Source organism: Enterobacter cloacae complex sp. IR5418 (genome assembly GCF_049238105.1).
Taxonomy (GTDB): Bacteria; Pseudomonadota; Gammaproteobacteria; order Enterobacterales; family Enterobacteriaceae; genus Enterobacter; species Enterobacter hormaechei.
Genome location: NZ_JBMKHS010000009.1, coordinates 12078 through 31293, shown reverse-complemented (window position 1 = coordinate 31293; position 19216 = coordinate 12078). Strand labels below are relative to the sequence as shown.

Sequence of the window (19216 nt, the reverse complement as noted above, 5' to 3'; positions counted from 1 at the left end):
CAAAGTGAATAAAGGACATCATCACCCCGTTTTAGGGATTGTGATAAAATGCCCGCTCTCTGGTGAAACCCAACAGGAAAGAATCATGATGAGCCTGGCCGGTAAAAAAATCGTTCTTGGCGTCAGCGGCGGTATTGCTGCCTATAAAACGCCAGACCTGGTGCGCCGTTTGCGCGAGCGCGGGGCCGACGTACGGGTCGCGATCACCGAAGGCGGCAAAGCCTTTATCACCCCGCTGAGCCTGCAAGCCGTCTCGGGATACCCGGTATCCGACAGCCTTCTCGACCCGGCAGCCGAAGCCGCAATGGGCCACATTGAGCTGGGGAAATGGGCCGATCTGGTTATCCTTGCCCCCGCCACGGCAGATTTAATTGCCCGCGTGGCGGCCGGTATGGCGAACGATCTGGTTACGACCATTTGCCTCGCCACGCCAGCCCCCGTCGCGGTTGTGCCCGCCATGAACCAGCAGATGTACCGCAACGCCGCCACCCAGCATAATCTGGACACCCTGGCCTCGCGCGGCCTGCTGATTTGGGGCCCGGACAGCGGCAGCCAGGCCTGCGGCGACGTGGGGCCGGGTCGTATGCTCGATCCACTGACGATTGTTGATATGGCCGCCACCCATTTCTCGCCTGTCAACGATCTGCAACATCTCAACATCATGATTACCGCGGGCCCCACGCGCGAGCCGCTGGATCCGGTGCGTTACATCACCAACCACAGCTCCGGCAAAATGGGCTTTGCGATTGCTGCCGCGGCAGCCAAACGCGGCGCAAACGTCACGCTGGTGAGCGGCCCGGTGTCACTTACCACACCTGCGTTTGTGCAGCGTATTAATGTGACTACCGCGCTGGAGATGGAAGCCGCCGTACAGGCGCATGCTCAACAGCAGCATATTTTTATCGGCTGTGCGGCCGTCGCTGATTACCGTGCTGAAACCATTGCTGACGCCAAAATTAAAAAGCAAGGTGATGAATTAACAATAAAAATGGTGAAGAACCCGGATATCGTTGCCGGTGTCGCCGCGTTGAAAACTCATCGTCCTTACGTTGTTGGGTTTGCCGCAGAAACGAATAATGTGGAAGAATATGCCCGGCAAAAACGTACCCGCAAAAACCTCGATTTGATTTGCGCGAACGACGTATCGCTGTCCACGCAAGGATTTAACAGCGACAGCAACGCATTGCACCTTTTCTGGCAGGATGGAGATAAAGTCTTACCGCTTGAGCGCAAAGAACTCCTGGGCCAACAATTACTGGACGAGATCGTTACCCGTTATGATGAAAAAAATCGACGTTAAGATTCTGGACCCGCGCGTTGGCGAGCAATTTCCGCTGCCAACGTATGCCACCTCCGGCTCTGCCGGTCTTGACCTGCGCGCCTGTCTCGATGACGCCGTAGAACTGGCGCCGGGTGCAACGACCCTGATCCCGACAGGGCTGGCGATTCACATTGCTGACCCGTCACTGGCCGCGGTGATCCTGCCGCGCTCTGGCCTGGGCCATAAGCATGGCGTCGTGCTGGGTAACCTGGTCGGCCTGATTGACTCTGACTATCAGGGTCAGCTGATGGTATCCGTCTGGAACCGTGGTCAGGACAGCTTCACCATTGAACCGGGTGAGCGTATCGCGCAGATGGTGTTTGTACCGGTGGTGCAGGCAGAATTTAACCTGGTGGCAGACTTCGACGCTACCGACCGTGGCGAAGGCGGCTTCGGCCATTCCGGGCGCAAATAACCGCCCGACAAACACGCACCTCACAGCGCCATAATGCAATAACAAACCGCAAACGTCAGTTTGCGGGTCGTTGTGTGGTTGCCAGCCTGGCAAGTGCTTATTTTTCAGGGGTATTTTGTAACATGGCAGAAAAACAAACCGCGAAAAGGAATCGTCGCGAAGAAATACTTCAATCTCTGGCTCTGATGCTTGAATCCAGCGACGGCAGTCAACGCATCACCACCGCAAAACTGGCGGCCTCTGTGGGCGTGTCAGAGGCGGCGTTGTATCGTCATTTTCCGAGCAAAACCCGGATGTTTGACAGCCTGATCGAGTTTATTGAAGACAGCCTGATCACGCGCATCAACCTGATCCTGAAGGATGAAAAAGACACCAGCGCGCGTCTGCGTTTGATTGTGCTGCTGATTCTGGGTTTTGGCGAACGTAACCCGGGTCTGACCCGTATTCTGACCGGCCACGCGCTGATGTTTGAACAGGATCGTCTGCAAGGCCGTATAAACCAGCTTTTTGAGCGTATCGAAGCCCAGCTGCGTCAGGTTCTGCGTGAGAAGAAAATGCGGGAAGGCGAGGGATATGACACTGATGAGACGCTGCTGGCAGGCCAGATCCTGGCATTTTGCGAAGGGATGCTCTCCCGGTTTGTGCGCAGCGAATTTAAATATCGACCAACGGACGATTTCGACGCTCGCTGGCCGTTAGTGGCTGCTCAGTTACAGTAACGCCATCGCCGGATGGCGGCTTCGCCTTATCCGGCCTACGACTGGTAGGCCCGGTAAGCGTAGCGCCACCAGGCAATGTCATTAAACCCCGAACGCTTCGCGATACGCTTTTACCGCCGCCAGATGATCCGCCATCTCAGGCTTCTCTTCCAGATACACAATCAGGTCTTTCAGCGTGATAATCGATGTGACTTTGCAGCCATAATCACGTTCCACTTCCTGAATAGCAGAGATGTCGCCGCGCCCACGCTCCTGACGATCAAGCGAAATCAGCACACCCGCAAGCGTCGCTCCGTTAGCCTGGATAATCTCCATCGATTCACGGATCGCGGTGCCTGCGGTGATCACGTCATCCACCAGCATCACGCGGCCCTGCAAGGCGCTCCCTACCAGATTGCCGCCTTCACCGTGGGTTTTGGCCTCTTTACGGTTAAAGCAGTACGGCACGTCGCGATCATGGTGCTCCGCCAGCGCCACCGCCGTGGTGGTTGCAATCGGAATGCCTTTGTACGCGGGGCCGAACAGCAGGTCGAAATCAATCCCGGAATCCACCAGCGCTTCGGCATAGAAGCGGCCTAACAGTGCCAGGTCACGCCCGGTATTAAACAGCCCGGCGTTGAAGAAATACGGGCTTTTACGCCCGGATTTCAGCGTGAACTCGCCAAACTTAAGTACCTGCTTGTTAAGCGCAAACTCAATAAACTGGCGCTGATACGATTTCATGGATTTGCTCCTTTGTTTTTTCTGTCTTACAGGCAAAAAAAAGGCGACTCATTGGTCGCCTTTAAAATCAATTTTCTAACGCCGCTTTCTGCGTCGTGACAATAGATTCGATACCCCCTCGGGCCAACGCCAACAGGGAGAGAAGTTCTTCATGGGTGAACGGCTCGCCTTCTGCCGTCCCCTGCACTTCAATGATGCGACCATCTTCAGTCATCACCACGTTCATGTCGGTTTCTGCGGCAGAATCTTCAACGTATTCCAGATCGCAAAGCGCTTCGCCGTTAACGATACCAACGGAAACAGCGGCAACCATCCCTTTCATTGGGTTGGTTTTCAGCTTACCGGCGGCAACCAGCTTGTTCAGCGCATCGGCCAGCGCTACGCAGGCACCGGTAATGGACGCGGTACGCGTGCCACCATCGGCCTGAATGACGTCGCAATCGAGAGTGATGGTGAACTCACCCAGCGTTTTCAGGTCAACCGCAGCGCGCAGCGCACGTGCGATCAGGCGCTGGATCTCCATGGTACGGCCGCCCTGCTTACCTTTTGCCGCTTCACGGGCATTACGGGTATGGGTTGCACGCGGCAACATACCGTATTCGGCGGTGATCCACCCCTGGCCCTGACCTTTCAGGAAGCGAGGCACGCCCTCTTCGATGGAGGCAGTGCAAAGCACTTTGGTGTCACCAAACTCAACCAGCACGGAGCCTTCAGCGTGTTTTGTATAGTTACGGGTCAGGGTGACGGGACGCACCTGATTGGCGCTACGACCTGATGGACGCATGATGGATTCTCCGGCTTGAAACGAATGTGGCTGCGCATTATACGGATAAAGGACGCTTATTCCTATCCTGAGAAGCCCCTGAAAGCTATAATCCCCCCATCTCTCCTTTAAAAACGGGAATGTCTATGATCCGCAGTATGACCGCCTACGCCCGGCGTGAAATCAAGGGTAGCTGGGGTAGCGCTACCTGGGAAATGCGCTCGGTAAACCAGCGCTATCTGGAAACGTATTTCCGTATGCCGGAACAGTTCCGCAGCCTGGAGCCTGTGGTGCGTGAGCGTATCCGTACGCGTCTGACCCGTGGCAAAGTGGAATGCAACCTGCGTTTTGAACCCGATGCCAGTGCACAGGGCGAGCTGATCCTTAACGAAAAGCTGGCAAAACAGCTAGTTAATGCGGCGAACTGGGTCAAAATGCAGAGTGATGAAGGCGAAATCAACCCGGTTGATATTCTGCGCTGGCCTGGCGTGATGGCCGCCGGAGAGCAGGATCTGGACGCGATTACCGCCGAAATCCTGGCTGCACTCGATGGCACGCTGGATGACTTTATCGTTGCCCGTGAAACCGAAGGTCAGGCGCTGAAAGCGATGATTGAGCAGCGCCTTGAAGGCGTGAGCGCCGAAGTCGCTAAAGTGCGCGCTCATATGCCAGAAGTGCTGCAATGGCAGCGTGAGCGTCTTGTCGCCAAACTGGAAGAGGCGGAAGTCCAGCTGGAAAACAACCGTCTGGAACAAGAGCTGGTGCTGATGGCGCAGCGCGTGGACGTGGCTGAAGAGCTGGATCGTCTGGAAGCGCACGTTAAAGAGACCTACAACATTCTGAAGAAGAAAGAAGCGGTAGGCCGCCGTCTCGATTTTATGATGCAGGAGTTCAACCGCGAGTCGAACACGCTGGCGTCTAAGTCTATCAATGCAGAGGTAACCAATTCAGCGATTGAACTGAAGGTCCTGATTGAGCAGATGCGCGAGCAGATCCAGAATATAGAGTAATTCCTTTCAGGGTGGTGTTGCCTCGAACACCACCCATTACTTTTTCTAATCCTTATTTAGCCTGACTTTCTTTCTCTCCCGCCTGATAACAAGCCTGCCGGGCATGCGTTGATAAATGTCTGTAGGGCAAACCGCCTCGCCTTAGAAAATCTCAATCGTGATCTTCCGCACAAATCGCTAATCTCCTCCTCTTCATTCCGGAGGTTTTATGCTGCTTCACATTCTCTATCTTATTGGCATTACCGCAGAAGCCATGACCGGCGCGCTCGCCGCCGGGCGTCGCAGGATGGACACCTTCGGCGTGATCATTATTGCCACAGCCACTGCACTCGGCGGCGGGTCCGTGCGCGATATCCTGCTTGGCCATTATCCGCTCGGCTGGGTCAAAAACCCTGAGTACGTCATTATCGTGGCAACGGCAGCCGTGCTAACGACGATTGTGGCCCCGGTGATGCCCCATCTGCGTCGCTTATTCCTGGTACTGGATGCGCTTGGCCTGATAGTTTTTTCCATCATTGGCGCACAAATCGCACTCGATATGGGTGAAGGCCCGGTTATCGCCACCATTGCAGCGGTGATCACGGGCGTGTTTGGCGGGGTGTTGCGAGATATGTTTTGCAAACGTATCCCGCTGGTTTTCCAGAAGGAACTGTATGCCGGCATCTCTTTTGCCGCGGCAGTGCTTTACGTCGCCTTGCAGCATTATGTCACCAGCCACGATGTGGTGGTTATCTCCACGCTGCTGTTTGGTTTCACCGCGCGTATGCTGGCATTGCGCCTGAAGCTGGGCCTGCCCGTTTTCCATTACAAACACAATGCGCATTAATGTCAGAACGGGCAGAAGCCGGATAATCAGTTACTCGAATAGTTGTAACCGTAATGATGGTAGCCGTAGCCGTAAGCGTTGCTTGCCCGCTTAACGACGCCGTTGAGAATCACCCCTTTAGTGTTGACGCCACTCTGCTCCAGACGCTGTACACAGACCAGCATCTCCTTCACGCTGTTCATTCCGAAGCGGGCGACCAGCAGCGTGGTGCCTGCGCGACGGCCAACAACCGCCGCGTCGGTGACCGCCAGGATCGGCGGCGTATCGATAATCACCAGATCATAGCGTTCGTTCGCCCAGTCCAGCAGCTTCCGGAAGCGCGTATGCATCAGAAGCTCCGCCGGATTAGGGGGGATCTGACCGCGCACGATGGTATCGAATCCGCCTTTATCGAAGGTCTGAACGCCCTGCGCATACTCCGCCTTACCGGACAATATCTCCGACAAGCCGCAGGTATTGTCGAGCTTAAACAGATCATGGGCATACCCGCGACGCATATCCGCATCAATATAGAGCACTGTCTGGCCCGCCTGCGCCACGACTGCCGCCAGGGTACTGCTGACAAACGTTTTTCCGCTGTCCGGCGTGGCGCCAGAGATCATCAGTATATTGTTCGCTGACTCCATCATCGCGAAATGCAGGCTGGTGCGCAGGCCGCGAATCGCCTCCACGGAGAGATCGACAGGGTTATCCGCCGCCAGGAAGGGGATATGTTTTGTCTTATGGCTCAGGCCCCGGGACAAAAAGTCTTTTTTGCGCAATCGCATCTTTTTAGCCAGCCATTCCGACAGCGGCACGGTGGCATAGACGTTAATCCCGTGCTCCTCCAGCTGCTCCGGCGTTTCAATGCCCATACGTAGCATACTGCGCGCCAGGATCCAGCCTGCGGAGACGAACAGACCCAGGAGAACCCCCAGAACAACGACCAGCGCTTTTTTCGGCTTAACTGGCTGCGGCCGGGTCACGGCCGGATCGATAATGCGGACGTTGCCAATCGCGCTCGACCGGGCGATGCTCAGCTCCTGTTCGCGGTTAAGCAGCTGCTGATAGATAACGCGTCCCGACTCCACATCGCGGCTCAGGCGCAACACCTCCTGCTGGGTTGACGGCATGGACGATACCCGTTTATTCAGGCGGTTTTTTTCCTGCTCCAGCGTCTGGCGTTTCTCAATCAGCGCCCGGTAAGTAGGGTGATCTTTTTTGTAGAGCTGCGAAATTTCCGCTTCCCGGAAGGTCAGTTCATTGAGCTGATTGTCTGCATTCACAATCTGCTCCAGCACCGCTTTTGCCTCCAGGTTCAGGTCAACGGAGTCGTTTTGCTGACGATAACGGTTGAGCTTCTCCTCGGCCTGGTCCAGTTCGCTGCGCACCTGCGGAAGCTGCTGCTTCAAAAATTGCAGGCTTTTCGCATCCTGCGCCGCCTGGCGAGCCACGTTCTGTTGTAAATAGTTGTCGGCGATGCAGTTAAGCACGCGGGCCATCTCGTCGGGATCCTCCCCCGTGATGGTCAGGCCAAGCATCCCGCTATCCTTGCTGCGCTCGCTCACGGAAAAACGCAGCTGTAGCGCGTCAATGGCCTCCAGCTCGCTCAGCTGTGAAATCGTAAATTGCGTACCCGGCTTCGCCTGGATATCGGCAATGTTAATGGCGATATTCGCCGCGCTCAGGGGATGTCCCACAACGCCCTGTAACGTCACGTTATCCCCCTCCAGCTGGTAGTGGCCCTTCTCGCCGACGGTCAGCGTCAGCTTTTGCGCCTGGCCTGCGACAGGAGGGAGATTGAGCATGCTGATATCGACGATGCCCGGCTGCTGGCCGGTGAGCCGCGCCCAGCCGCGTCCGACAAGGGGAAAATAGTTTTCACTGACCTGTGTGCGCATGTTCAGGTCATCAATCGTTTTACCGAGGATCATGCGCGACTGGAAAAGCTGAAGCTCCGGCGCCGACTCCGGCGAGGAGTCAGGGATGAACTCGCTAAGGTTACTGAGTAGCGCGTTGCCCTGCTTCTGCTCCACCTGTATCAGCGCATCGGCCTGATAAACCGGCGTGGCAAAGAACGCATAAAGCAGGGCCGCCAGCGTGAACAGCGCGGTAAGGATGAGAATAAATTTTCGGTGGTCGAGCAGCTCACCCAACAGGCGCACCAGATCGATCTCGTTATTCGCGGCAGACGCATCATGGGCGTGAAGGTTATTTGTTGACATAAAACGTAACTATCCCGTGTGATTAACTGAGCCGTTTTGCCCATTCCAGACTGGCCTGCTCCAGCAGCCCATAAACATATTCAAATGCGTCCCGGTTTTTACGGTAGGGGTCCGGGATCTCTTTTCTGCCCGTCCAGTGACCAAAGAGCATCATTTTGCCGCGCGCCTCCGGTGCGATAGCCGTGACCTGCTCGATATGTTCTAGCTCCATCGCCAGAATCAGATCGTAGTCGCGTACCATGGCGGAGGTGAGCCTGCGCGCTACGTGGCCCTCAAGCAGGGTGCCGTGTTCGGCGGCGATCTCTGCCGCCTGTGAATCGGCTGTGCGCCCTTCCAGGCCACAAATACCCGCTGAATCGACCCGGGCGGCGGGAAGCAGCTGGCGCAGCAGCCGTTCCCCAATGGGGGAGCGGCAGATATTGCCGGTACAGATCACCAGGATGGCGTTAACCGTTAATTTGGCCATGTTCTGATATATCTCCCTGTTTCAGTCAGGTCATGTACACCCGTAATGGTCGGTACAAGCTGAGAGATCACGCGGTTCCAGCGCACCAGCGGCGCGGTGGTGACATAGACGATGTCGTAAGGCTCCAGCTGGAATTCGGTGCTCAGAACCATTGCGGTGGCATCCCGGGCGTTAAGCTGGTAGACGTTGGCGATTTTGCCGTTCTGCTTGCCCTGCAACGGACGAATCACAAAGATCCCCGTGGCGTCGGCCATATCCTGATTCACACCCTGGGCATTACCCAGCGCTTCCGCCAGCGTCATCCCGCTACGATCCATCTTCAGGGTGCTCTGTTTACCCACCTCGCCCATGACAAACACTTTCAGGTCGTCATTACGCGGAATGAAGAGAATATCGCCCGGATAGAGGAGTTTGTTCTGGGTGAGATCGCCGCGCTGCATCAGCGCGTAGAGAGAAATGTGCGTGTCCTTGCCGTTGTGGGTCAGCACCACGTGGCGCCAGTCCGCCTCCGCCGTCAGGCCGCCTGCCGCATTGATCGCATCCATTATCGTCAGCGGAATATTGGTGATGGGCTGCTGGCCCGACTTAGCCACTTCGCCCGTCACGTAGGCTTTTTGTGAGCGGAACGCCGCCACGCTGACATCCACCTGCGGGCTTTCAATCACCGAGTCCAGCCGGGCGGCGATCTCATCGCGCACCTGGGCCAGCGTTTTGCCGACGACGTGGATTTTGCCGATATAGGGATAGAAGATCGTGCCATCGGCGTTCACCCAGTTGCCCGTATCGCTGGCGCTACGGTACTGGCCTGCGGGGGTAGTCAGCTCCGGGTGGTCCCAGACGGTAACCATCAGTACGTCGCCGACGCCGATGCGGTATTGATAATTCTGGAGCTGGCGATCCAGTTCAGGATTGGCGCGGGAGTCAACTTTGCCAGGCAGCAATTGCTCGACCAGCCCCGGCGTGAGCGGATAGACGTTGACCATCTTCTCCAGATCGTAATTGCTGTCAGGCAAATCAATAATATCTTTGCCCTGGGTGCTGAGTCCCTGGCCCGGTACGATAGTACAACCGCTTAACGCCATCATAGCCAACGCAAGCACGGAAAATTTAACGTTTTTCATTCAGGAAAATCATCTGGTTAAGTAATGCTTAATTCATCCGGTACTACTGCCCTACCGGGGTTTCGCGTTCTGACGTCATGTCATAGAGCTGGTATTTACGGCCTAACATCTGGCCGCCATCACGCGTAAGAGGCGTCCACGAGACCACCGCCCGGTTGCGGTTTGGGCCGATCGTCATCAGATCAAGCGGGATCGAGATGTAGAAGCCTTTGCTAAAGCCGCCTTCGCCATAATCCTCTTTCGAGACGTTCGTCAGCGCCGCCCAGACGCCTACCGTCACGCCGCTGTCGAATCGCTTCGCGACGTCGAGGGTGGCGCCTTTATCCTTCGCCAGGTACTGCCCGACGCTCAGCTTCATCAGCACACTGTTGAGCTTCGCCGGGTTCCAGTAAGCGGTGATAAATCCGGTTGGCACGCTGTAATCGGTAAAGCGCATCATGTCGTCCCAGTCGCGCTGTTTGACGTAGTTCGCATCCACGCCCAGCGCCCAGTCGTTATCCAGCGGACGCCAGAGCGCCTCTGCACCCACACCGCCGTACATGGTTTCGAGGTAGCCGCCATAAATCTGGGCATAGAAGCCGTGCCCCAGCGCATCGACATAGTTGGCCTGTAAGTTGTTGATGTAGATGTCATTGCTGACATAATCGCGAATATGGGTTCTGACGCGCGGCAGGCTGGAATCGGCGGGGAGTAGCGAGGATTTGAACTTGTCGTAGTTGTTATAGAGGTTGGCGAACACGCCGCCGTCGAGCAGCAGACGGTCGGTCAGCCAGTAGTTGGCGCTGGCCATCACGCCCACCTGGAACATATAGAAATCTTCCGGACCGCCCAGCGACTGCGCCAGCGTCGGTTTGACGCTGTAGCTGAAGCGATCGGCGCGAATACGGTAGCCGCGCCCGAACGCTGTGGTATCCACAGGCTCGACGCGCTGCTGCTTCAGCGTCTCCTCCTGACCGAGCGGTTGCCCGATCAGCTGTTTACGCAGGCTGGCGACATCGGTTTGCGTCGTGACCAGCGGCAGATGGTCACGCTGCTGGGTGATAGCGATCGTGTCGACCCCATCAGGCAGGTTATTGATCAGAATACGGTTGGCGCGATCCACCGCTTCGCGCGGATCGCGATAGCGATACTGTTCGCCGGTCATGTATAAGGTATTGCCGTGCTGAAGGATCTCCGGCGCATCGAAGCCTGCGTTGTACTTAAGCGCGGTGAGCTGGTTTGCCGCCGAGGTATAGTCCAGCGTCTCGCCTGTCGGTGCCGGTTGCCAGGCCGGTTTCGGGTTATCACGCAGCGCGGGGCGCAGGTCGTTGAAGTTGGTCCGCAGGGTAAAGCCAAACATCAGCGTATTGCCGCGCTCATAGCTGAGATTGAGATCGGCCCAGTCGGCAACTCGATAGACCGCCCCCACGTTGATATGGCTCGACTGCTTAAGGGAGCCGGCAAAATCATCGGCATAGTTGTTGCCGTCATACTCGAGCTTCAGGCGCAGGGGCTGCCAGGGCGTCTGATACTGTAGGCCGCCAAACAGCGACGCCGGACCACGAAACATATCGCTAAAGCTGATATCCCCGGCATCATGCGACTCGGCGCGGGTGCAATACTTATTGTTGTCGTGGCAAAGCGGGTTGCCCACGTTGTCGCTATTACCGGGATATCCCCAGCCTATTCCAAAGGTAAAATCGACCGGTCCGGCCATTTTGCTGGCAACCAGATATTCACCGTCGAACAGGCCAGTGCCTGCAATATCACGCTTGCCGAGCGCCACCTGCGGCAGGCTGTAGTCCTCTTCCCACAGACGAACCTTAAAGTCGAACGACTTATCCTTGTAGCTTTGATCGCCGCTGAAATCCTCGTCGCTGCTGTATTTGCGTGTGCGGACGTCGGTATAACGGATCGTCCCTTCCAGCCACGGGAAGAGTACGACCGAAGAGGAGTAAAAACGGTACTGGTCGTTATCGCGGTAATTGACGCTGAATTCCCCCTCCCGGCCAAAGCGCGCGTCGGGCATTTGCATCAGGCCGGTGCCGCCAAAGTCGGACTGCGAAGGTCCAGTCGGATCGGGCCAGGTACGCAGCTCCGCGTGGCAGGCAGAAGAGATCGCCAGAGCAAGGCCGCTCAGTAAAAAAAGTTTGTTCATTAGTCTGGTATCCGCCGCGTCAGGAGCGCAACGATTTGCTCATTCAGCCCGGTAAAATCGTCCGGCACCGCCCGGGGATCAAACCCCATCCACAAAACAGCGCCCGGCTCTGCTTCTATATGGCGTGCGTTCCAGTACGCCACCGGCGCAACAACCGTACTGCCGTCAGGATCGATCACGGTCACGTTATTCCTGTCAGCACCGGCCAGCCGCGGCTTCCCCTGTAAGTAATCCCGAATGCTTGCGCCCGGTCGCCAGGCCCGTTTTCCCGGCGTTGCGACCGCCCCCATCAGCGTGACGGTGCGGGGTGCAGGCGAGAGCCACAGATCGTAACGGCCTTCCAGGGGACGATCGCCGCGGGCATCGGTACGCACGGCGTCTGGATCGAGGCTGACAAACTGCCGTCCGACGATCCGCAGGGATTGGATTTGTGCAGCGACAGCGCGCACGGTCGCGGCCCGCTCGTCATCGGCGCGATTCTGCCAGGCTGTAAGCAGCGCCAGTACCTGCTGTTGCGTCTGTTGTGCGCGCCGCGTGGCGGAAGGGGTTGCGATCGCTGCCCCCTGCCACCAGACGTTGTTAAACTGCGGCTGGGTGACCAGCCGGGAGAGCGTATCGGCCTGTTCAGCAGACCACGTTTTTCCCGGCTGATGCACGGTAACCACGCTTACACCTAAGGCGGACAGGCTGAAGAGAGATAGCCCTACGCCTGGTAACCATTTTTTGAGTCTGTTCATGGGGCGGGCTTCAACATCGTCATGGCGACAGGAAATACGCCAGCGCCGAGCATCTGTTCACTCTGCCGTACCTGGCCGGTGGCGGAATCAATCCAGAAGGTGTTATGCCAGCGACGATCGAGGCCGTCGGCCTGCACCGTCTCCTGCCAGACCTGACAACGTAGCGTGTTTCCGGCAATGGTCAGGTTTTCTGTCCCACTCAAAGAGAAGTTCGAGGTCAGGTGTGCGGAGCGATGCCGCCCCTCCTCTTGCCAGCGCACATCGCGCGACCACTGGCTGCCGTTGTGGAGCTGCGGCGTGTGGCGCAGCGGATCGTGCTCAAGGTTTGTTACCTCAAGCAGGTTATAAGGGAGCTTGAGCGTGCGGATAAGGCGACCGTTATGCGTGACGATCATCGCATTATCCTGCGATAACCATTTACTGTTTCCCTGTTCGATATATCCGAGAACCACCAGGATCCTCGGGCCATCATCCAGACGCAGGTACATGGTTGAGTAAGGGAGCGCCTGAATCTGCCCGTCCGTTACCGTCACATCCTGGCGCCCGTCCAGGCTGGCGTTAAAGGTCTCAATTATGCTCTGCTGGCTCGGCGTACATCCCTGGATCAGCAGAATCATGATGAGCAGAATAAACAGTCTCACCAGGAATCCTTTATTAAATAACATTGAAATCAATTAAATACCCGGCTTTGATATCGCCACCGGGTCAAGTCGTTGCGCTGTTCAGCACAAGGCTGCATCGCCTTGCGCACCAGCCTTAGCGGGTTACTGTCGTCGTGGAAGTACCATTGCCTGAGTCATCGCCACTGTCGCTTGCTGCGACAACGGCTAACGTCGCTACACCGGCAATCGCAGCGGTGGTGACTACAGCGGTTGTTCCTATCGCGCCTGCTGCCAACCCCCCCGTGGTGCCAGCAGTGGTTCCCACCGTTGCTCCGGTTGTTGTTCCGGTCGTTGCTGCACTGGTGCTACCTGCTTCGGTGGTAGCGCCCATAGCAGGCAGAGCAGTCGCCAGCGTGAGTGCCGTCAGCACTGTACAAAGCGTCCTTTTCATTTTTTGGTCCTCATTCAAATGAAGGAAAAGATGAGCACCTGGAAACCAGGTCCCGGTTAATGGGCATAAAGCCCGGGGCTGAATCCCGACCCGACAGGGACGGAAAATCATCCATGTAAAAGCCCTGGGCTCTGAACACCAGCGCATATAAACCGCCAGGATATATTTCGATACCCTTAATGGCTTCAATTGGAGTTCAGATAGTTAACTCCCTCACGGGGCGCAAAAAGAAAGGAAAACGCAGAAGTGATGCATATGGCACCCCAGCGGTAACTACCTTAAAAATTTTGGATAAGATAATTCTTATAATAATTTGACGCAATGATTTCAGCCAGAATAAATATGACCAAGTGTTAACCAGGGAAAAACGCAATACGCTATTAACAGCTTAGTTAACACAATGAAATAACAGAAAATATCATGAGTCACTTTCAGGCTGCATCGCCAATAACACCTTCATTGCTGGCTACTGTTCTCGATTAATAGTGATTGAGATCAATTAAGCCAGTCGTCTAAAAAAAATAAAAACCAAAACAGAACAAATTCTGAAATCAGGTTCAGGGATAATATTCTCTCAAAATATATTTACCATGAATGTTTTATTTATATTCATAATTACTGCGTATATAAACTGCGTGTCATAAAGACGCTTTTTCACGGCTGCGGAATTGTGCGCCCCTCGCCAGACTGTCCAGAAGCGCACGCAAATTAAAATCCACCAATGTGCTCTGCGGCCAGCCACTTCGCCAGCGCATCAATCTGGGGCTGATGCAGCCAGTTGACGATCTGGCGGGCCTTCTCCTGTCCGACACCCGGCAGCCTCCGCCACTCCGCTTCGCTTCGCTGAATCAGCGCCTGCCAGGTGCGATCCCCTGCCGCCTTGAGCGTCGACCGGGCCAGCGGTATTCCCATCGCGGCGATCCAGCGAATAAAAGGACGCTCCCGCGCCAGGTTAAACTGATGCCATAGCGCAGCGCCATGCGTTACTGATATCCCCGGCGTCGCGGTGAGTTGCTCCTGCGTGAGCTGTAACCAGGAGAAGAGGTGCTCAAACCGATGCGCCTGATAGAGGGTCCGCCATCCTGATTCACCTATTCCTTCGATATCTAACGCCTGTCTGGAGCTTAACCACGTCAGCCGGGCAAAGAATTGCTCCATGCATTCCGGGGAGGCGTAGAAGCAGGTTAAGCCGTTATAGCGCGTTGAGGGCGGCTGCGGTTTACGGCGATCGACATTCCGCCACACCACGTTATCCAGCCGGGGAATACCTTGTCCCGCCAGGCTTACCAGCACCTGATCACCGGGGGCAATATCCAGCCTCTGCCAGCGGTTAACCGACCCCAGGCTGACGCGCTGTACGCGTTTGTCGTCGAGCATCAGCGGCTCAAGCTGCGCAATCGCGGTGATCCGCCCGGTACGTCCCACGGTAAAGTGGATTGCTTTGACTTCCGTCACCTGGGCCACAGGAAGGTATTTCCATGCGACGACCCAGCCCCCTTCACCCGGCAGCCACTGCTCGCCCGGCGGCTCTGCGGAAGCGCGGACCACGATGCCATCCGTGGCAAACGGTAGCGAAGCCTTAAACCAGGCCGCCCGCTGCGCCTCCACGTCAGCCGCGTTTTTCACCGGTAGGGTATAGCGCGCCGTCAGGGTAAAACCTGCCTCCGCCAGCGCGGAAAGGCGTGTCTTCATCGTTTTTGGGCCGTTCGGCCAGGCCCAGATAAAAATGCCTGTCTGCTTCAGCGCTGCGCGATCGGTGGCGCGCATCATCGCTCCTGCCACCTTCGCACGCGCGTTCATACCGCCCATCCGCTGCTGGATATGCCCCTCGCGCAGCAGAAAAAGTTCACCCTGCAACACGCTGTTGGCAAGCGGCCCGGTCAGCGTTTGCGGGATAGCGGGGATCATTCGCGCCTGTGCCGTCCACTCTTCCCCCTGTAAACCGTCGCCCCGGCTAATCGCCTGCACCAGCTTGCCGTTTTTGTAAACCAGAGTGACTGCTACGCCATCCACCTTTGGCTGGACCCAGAGATCCTGCTGCGTCGCCATCCAGCGGCTAAGCGCCTGCTGGCTTTCTACTTTATGCACGCCAGTATGGGCGAAGGGGTGCCTCACCGTCCCGCTGGCGGCAGGGAGATCGTCGTGCAGCGGCTCATCGTGAAAACAGCGCTGCCACTGTTTTAAGCGGGCGTTAAGCCTGTCGTAAACGTCGTCGCTTACCTCGCTGCTGCCCTGCTTCCAGTAATCATCATTCCAGCGGGTCAGCTGGGCCTTCAGGGCCGCGATCTCCTGCCCGGCTTTAGCCGGTGACCAGACCGGGCAGATTGCCATCGCCCCGCTGCTTAAGAAGATCATCAGTATGCTTATCCATCTCACCATCATTATCCCTCCCTGTTTTGCGAAGGGTATACCCTGCCCGCCCGCCGCAGACCAGCTGCAAAAATGCATTTTACGAGCGCGCTTCAGCGCATTGTTTTTGTTGCAGCAAAAGGAAGGGAAAAGCTGAAAACGGCACGCAAAATTTAATCATCCACGGGAAAAAGTGTGACAAAGGCTACGTCACACAGCGGCGACGTGTATAATAAGCCCGTATGTAGGACTTCTTCGTTAACACATACAAAAGACTCTCATGGCTCAAGGCACGCTTTATATTGTTTCTGCCCCTAGTGGCGCGGGTAAATCCAGCCTTATTCAGGCACTGTTAAAAACCCAACCGTTGTACGATACGCAGGTTTCTGTTTCTCACACCACGCGAGCGCCGCGTCCGGGTGAAGTGCACGGTGAACACTATTTCTTTGTGAATCACGACGAATTCAGAGCGATGATTGGCAGAGATGCGTTTCTTGAACACGCAGAAGTATTCGGTAACTACTACGGTACCTCGCGTGAAACCATTGAGCAGGTTCTGGCGACCGGCGTGAACGTGTTCCTGGATATCGACTGGCAGGGCGCGCAGCAAATTCGTAAGAAAATGCCTGATTCGCGCAGTATCTTTATTTTACCGCCATCGAAAGATGAACTGGATCGCCGCCTGCGTGGTCGCGGCCAGGATAGCGAAGAAGTTATCGCGAAGCGTATGGCGCAGGCTGTTGCAGAAATGAGCCATTACGCGGAATATGATTACCTTATTGTGAATGATGATTTTGATGCCGCGCTGAGCGATCTCAAAACTATCCTTCGCGCAGAACGTCTGCGTATGAGCCGCCAGAAGCAGCGACATGACGCATTAATCACCAAACTGTTGGCAGACTGAACCCACTTTCAGTATCATGCCCAGTCATTTCTTCACCTGTGGAGCATTTTAAGTATGGCACGCGTAACTGTTCAGGACGCTGTAGAGAAAATTGGTAACCGTTTTGACCTGGTGCTGGTCGCCGCGCGTCGCGCTCGTCAGATGCAGGTAGGCGGTAAAGATCCGCTGGTACCGGAAGAAAACGATAAAACCACCGTTATTGCACTTCGCGAAATCGAAGAAGGTCTGATCAACAATCAGATCCTCGACGTGCGTGAGCGCCAGGAGCAGCAAGAGCAGGAAGCCGCTGAATTACAAGCTGTTACCGCTATTGCTGAAGGTCGTCGTTAATTAAACCTGCGGGTCGCCCTTGTATCTGTTTGAAAGCCTGAATCAACTGATTCAAACCTACCTGCCTGAAGACCAGATTAAGCGTCTTCAGCAGGCGTATCTCGTTGCACGTGACGCTCACGAGGGCCAGACACGTTCAAGCGGTGAACCCTACATCACGCACCCGGTAGCGGTGGCCTGTATTCTGGCCGAGATGAAACTCGACTACGAAACGCTGATGGCCGCCCTGCTGCATGACGTGATCGAAGATACCCCTGCCACCTACCAGGACATGGAACAGCTGTTTGGCAAAAGCGTTGCCGAGCTGGTGGAAGGGGTCTCTAAGCTTGATAAGCTGAAATTCCGCGACAAGAAAGAGGCGCAAGCCGAAAACTTTCGCAAGATGATCATGGCGATGGTGCAGGATATCCGCGTCATTCTCATCAAACTTGCTGACCGCACCCATAACATGCGCACGCTGGGCTCACTTCGCCCGGATAAGCGTCGCCGCATCGCCCGTGAAACCCTCGAAATCTACAGTCCGCTGGCACACCGTTTAGGTATTCATCACATTAAAACCGAGCTGGAAGAGCTGGGTTTTGAAGCGTTGTACCCAAACCGCTACCGCGTGATTAAAGAGGTGGTTAAAGCCGCTCGCGGTAACCGTAAAGAGATGATTCAAAAAATCCTCTCTGAAATCGAAGGGCGTTTGCAGGAAGCCGGTATTCCATGCCGCGTGAGCGGTCGTGAAAAGCATTTGTACTCTATCTACTGCAAAATGGTGCTCAAAGAGCAGCGTTTTCACTCGATCATGGATATTTACGCGTTCCGCGTCATCGTCCATGACTCTGATACCTGCTACCGCGTGCTGGGGCAGATGCACAGCCTGTACAAGCCACGTCCGGGGCGCGTCAAAGATTACATCGCTATTCCAAAAGCGAACGGATATCAATCTTTGCACACCTCCATGATTGGCCCGCACGGCGTCCCTGTTGAGGTGCAGATTCGTACCGAAGATATGGATCAGATGGCGGAGATGGGTGTCGCGGCGCACTGGGCTTATAAAGAGCACGGTGGCGAAAGCAGCACCACTGCGCAAATCCGTGCCCAGCGCTGGATGCAGAGCCTGCTGGAGCTGCAACAGAGTGCAGGTAGCTCGTTTGAATTTATCGAGAGCGTTAAATCCGATCTCTTCCCGGATGAGATTTACGTTTTCACGCCGGAAGGGCGCATTGTCGAACTGCCTGCGGGCGCGACGCCGGTCGACTTTGCTTACGCCGTGCATACCGATATCGGCCATGCCTGCGTAGGTGCCCGCGTCGACAGGCAGCCTTATCCGCTGTCTCAGCCGCTCTTTAGCGGGCAGACGGTGGAGATCATTACCGCGCCGGGCGCACGTCCTAACGCCGCCTGGCTGAACTTTGTTGTAAGTTCAAAAGCGCGCGCAAAAATTCGCCAGTTGTTGAAAAACCTCAAGCGCGATGATTCCGTCAGCCTGGGGCGTCGTCTGCTCAATCACGCGCTGGGTGGCAGCCGCAAACTGGCCGAGATCCCGCCTGAGAACATTCAGCATGAGCTGGAGCGTATGAAGCTCGCCTCGCTGGATGACCTGCTGGCAGAGATTGGCCTCGGCAACGCCATGAGCGTGGTTGTGGCGAAGAACCTGCAACAAGGCGAAACGACAGCCGTTCCAGCCAACACGCAAAATCATGGTCACCTGCCGATCAAAGGCGCTGACGGGGTGCTCATCACCTTCGCCAAATGCTGCCGTCCTATCCCGGGCGACCCGATTATTGCGCACGTCAGCCCGGGTAAAGGGCTGGTGATCCACCACGAATCCTGCCGTAACATCCGTGGCTACCAGAAAGAGCCTGAGAAGTTCATGGCGGTCGAGTGGGATAAAGAGACGGCGCAGGAATTTATCACTGAAATCAAGGTGGATATGTTCAACCACCAGGGTGCACTGGCGAACCTGACGGCAGCGATCAACACGGCCTCCTCCAACATTCAGAGCCTGAATACGGAAGAAAAAGATGGTCGAGTTTACAGCGCCTTTATTCGCCTGACCGCCCGTGACCGCGTGCATCTGGCCAATATTATGCGCAAGATCCGCGTGATGCCGGATGTCATTAAAGTCACCCGTAATAGAAACTAGCATC

18 protein-coding genes are annotated in these 19216 nt (G+C 56.0%); 8 read left to right on the top strand and 10 right to left on the bottom strand.

What is annotated here, in order from left to right; translation table 11 throughout:
• Nucleotides 1-88 precede the first annotated feature (88 nt).
• The 3 genes from coaBC (at nucleotide 89) to slmA (ending at nucleotide 2455) form a co-directional block, all read left to right on the top strand.
• On the top strand, nucleotides 89-1300 hold the full coding sequence (gene coaBC, locus ACOTX7_RS09400) for a bifunctional phosphopantothenoylcysteine decarboxylase/phosphopantothenate--cysteine ligase CoaBC (RefSeq protein ID WP_221257193.1): 1212 nt from the start codon (nucleotides 89-91) through the stop codon (nucleotides 1298-1300).
• Complete coding sequence (gene dut / locus ACOTX7_RS09395; RefSeq protein WP_015570042.1) at nucleotides 1278-1736, top strand: dUTP diphosphatase; 459 nt, start codon at nucleotides 1278-1280, stop codon at nucleotides 1734-1736. The genes coaBC and dut overlap by 23 nt, the downstream gene beginning before the upstream one ends.
• A gap of 122 nt (nucleotides 1737-1858) precedes the next feature.
• Entirely contained in the window at nucleotides 1859-2455 is a 597-nt protein-coding gene (gene slmA / locus ACOTX7_RS09390) for a nucleoid occlusion factor SlmA (RefSeq protein WP_221256734.1), read from the top strand.
• Between the two features lie 81 nt (nucleotides 2456-2536).
• On the opposite strand, the gene pyrE is transcribed toward slmA, so the two are convergent.
• Entirely contained in the window at nucleotides 2537-3178 is a 642-nt protein-coding gene (gene pyrE, locus ACOTX7_RS09385) for an orotate phosphoribosyltransferase (RefSeq protein WP_006812423.1), read from the bottom strand.
• 67 nt (nucleotides 3179-3245) lie between these two features.
• Nucleotides 3246-3962 carry a ribonuclease PH gene (gene rph, locus ACOTX7_RS09380; RefSeq protein WP_006812424.1) on the bottom strand — a complete coding sequence of 239 codons (717 nt, stop codon included), beginning with the start codon at nucleotides 3960-3962 and terminating at the stop codon, nucleotides 3246-3248.
• A gap of 125 nt (nucleotides 3963-4087) precedes the next feature.
• On the opposite strand from rph, the gene ACOTX7_RS09375 reads away from it, so the two are divergent.
• Together ACOTX7_RS09375 and ACOTX7_RS09370 are read left to right on the top strand one after the other, a co-directional pair.
• Nucleotides 4088-4951, top strand: coding sequence for a YicC/YloC family endoribonuclease (locus tag ACOTX7_RS09375; protein WP_003860907.1), 864 nt, complete (start codon nucleotides 4088-4090; stop codon nucleotides 4949-4951).
• 208 nt (nucleotides 4952-5159) lie between these two features.
• Complete coding sequence (locus tag ACOTX7_RS09370; protein WP_006812426.1) at nucleotides 5160-5777, top strand: trimeric intracellular cation channel family protein; 618 nt, start codon at nucleotides 5160-5162, stop codon at nucleotides 5775-5777.
• Nucleotides 5778-5803: 26 nt separating this feature from the next.
• Here ACOTX7_RS09370 and etk read toward each other — a convergent pair whose 3' ends face one another.
• The 8 genes from etk to ligB all read right to left on the bottom strand — a co-directional run bounded on the left by etk (nucleotide 5804) and on the right by ligB (nucleotide 15874).
• Nucleotides 5804-7981, bottom strand: coding sequence for a tyrosine-protein kinase (gene etk, locus ACOTX7_RS09365; protein ID WP_221256732.1), 2178 nt, complete (start codon nucleotides 7979-7981; stop codon nucleotides 5804-5806).
• A gap of 22 nt (nucleotides 7982-8003) precedes the next feature.
• Nucleotides 8004-8447, bottom strand: coding sequence for a protein tyrosine phosphatase (locus ACOTX7_RS09360; RefSeq protein ID WP_221256731.1), 444 nt, complete (start codon nucleotides 8445-8447; stop codon nucleotides 8004-8006).
• Nucleotides 8435-9568: a polysaccharide export protein gene (locus ACOTX7_RS09355; RefSeq protein ID WP_006812429.1), complete on the bottom strand. Its 1134-nt coding sequence runs from the start codon at nucleotides 9566-9568 to the stop codon at nucleotides 8435-8437. Before ACOTX7_RS09355 ends, ACOTX7_RS09360 begins: the two co-directional genes overlap by 13 nt.
• A 43-nt stretch (nucleotides 9569-9611) precedes the next feature.
• Complete coding sequence (locus ACOTX7_RS09350) at nucleotides 9612-11705, bottom strand: YjbH domain-containing protein (RefSeq protein ID WP_221813386.1); 2094 nt, start codon at nucleotides 11703-11705, stop codon at nucleotides 9612-9614.
• Nucleotides 11705-12442 carry a capsule biosynthesis GfcC family protein gene (locus ACOTX7_RS09345; RefSeq protein ID WP_260630836.1) on the bottom strand — a complete coding sequence of 246 codons (738 nt, stop codon included), beginning with the start codon at nucleotides 12440-12442 and terminating at the stop codon, nucleotides 11705-11707. Before ACOTX7_RS09345 ends, ACOTX7_RS09350 begins: the two co-directional genes overlap by 1 nt.
• Complete coding sequence (locus tag ACOTX7_RS09340) at nucleotides 12439-13083, bottom strand: YjbF family lipoprotein (protein WP_221256729.1); 645 nt, start codon at nucleotides 13081-13083, stop codon at nucleotides 12439-12441. Before ACOTX7_RS09340 ends, ACOTX7_RS09345 begins: the two co-directional genes overlap by 4 nt.
• A gap of 115 nt (nucleotides 13084-13198) precedes the next feature.
• Nucleotides 13199-13495 (bottom strand): hypothetical protein, encoded by a 297-nt coding sequence (locus ACOTX7_RS09335; RefSeq protein ID WP_032674168.1) that lies wholly within the window; start codon nucleotides 13493-13495, stop codon nucleotides 13199-13201.
• 708 nt (nucleotides 13496-14203) lie between these two features.
• Nucleotides 14204-15874, bottom strand: coding sequence for an NAD-dependent DNA ligase LigB (gene ligB / locus ACOTX7_RS09330; RefSeq protein WP_221257191.1), 1671 nt, complete (start codon nucleotides 15872-15874; stop codon nucleotides 14204-14206).
• A gap of 250 nt (nucleotides 15875-16124) precedes the next feature.
• Here ligB and gmk point away from each other — a divergent pair, with 250 nt between their 5' ends.
• The 3 genes from gmk to spoT are packed head-to-tail and all read left to right on the top strand — an operon-like array spanning nucleotide 16125 to nucleotide 19212.
• Nucleotides 16125-16748, top strand: a complete 624-nt coding sequence (gene gmk, locus ACOTX7_RS09325) for a guanylate kinase (RefSeq protein WP_006177710.1) — start codon at nucleotides 16125-16127, stop codon at nucleotides 16746-16748.
• Between the two features lie 54 nt (nucleotides 16749-16802).
• Nucleotides 16803-17078 (top strand): DNA-directed RNA polymerase subunit omega, encoded by a 276-nt coding sequence (gene rpoZ / locus ACOTX7_RS09320; protein ID WP_000135058.1) that lies wholly within the window; start codon nucleotides 16803-16805, stop codon nucleotides 17076-17078.
• Nucleotides 17079-17097: 19 nt separating this feature from the next.
• Nucleotides 17098-19212: a bifunctional GTP diphosphokinase/guanosine-3',5'-bis pyrophosphate 3'-pyrophosphohydrolase gene (spoT, locus tag ACOTX7_RS09315; RefSeq protein ID WP_006812435.1), complete on the top strand. Its 2115-nt coding sequence runs from the start codon at nucleotides 17098-17100 to the stop codon at nucleotides 19210-19212.
• Nucleotides 19213-19216: the final 4 nt, after the last annotated feature.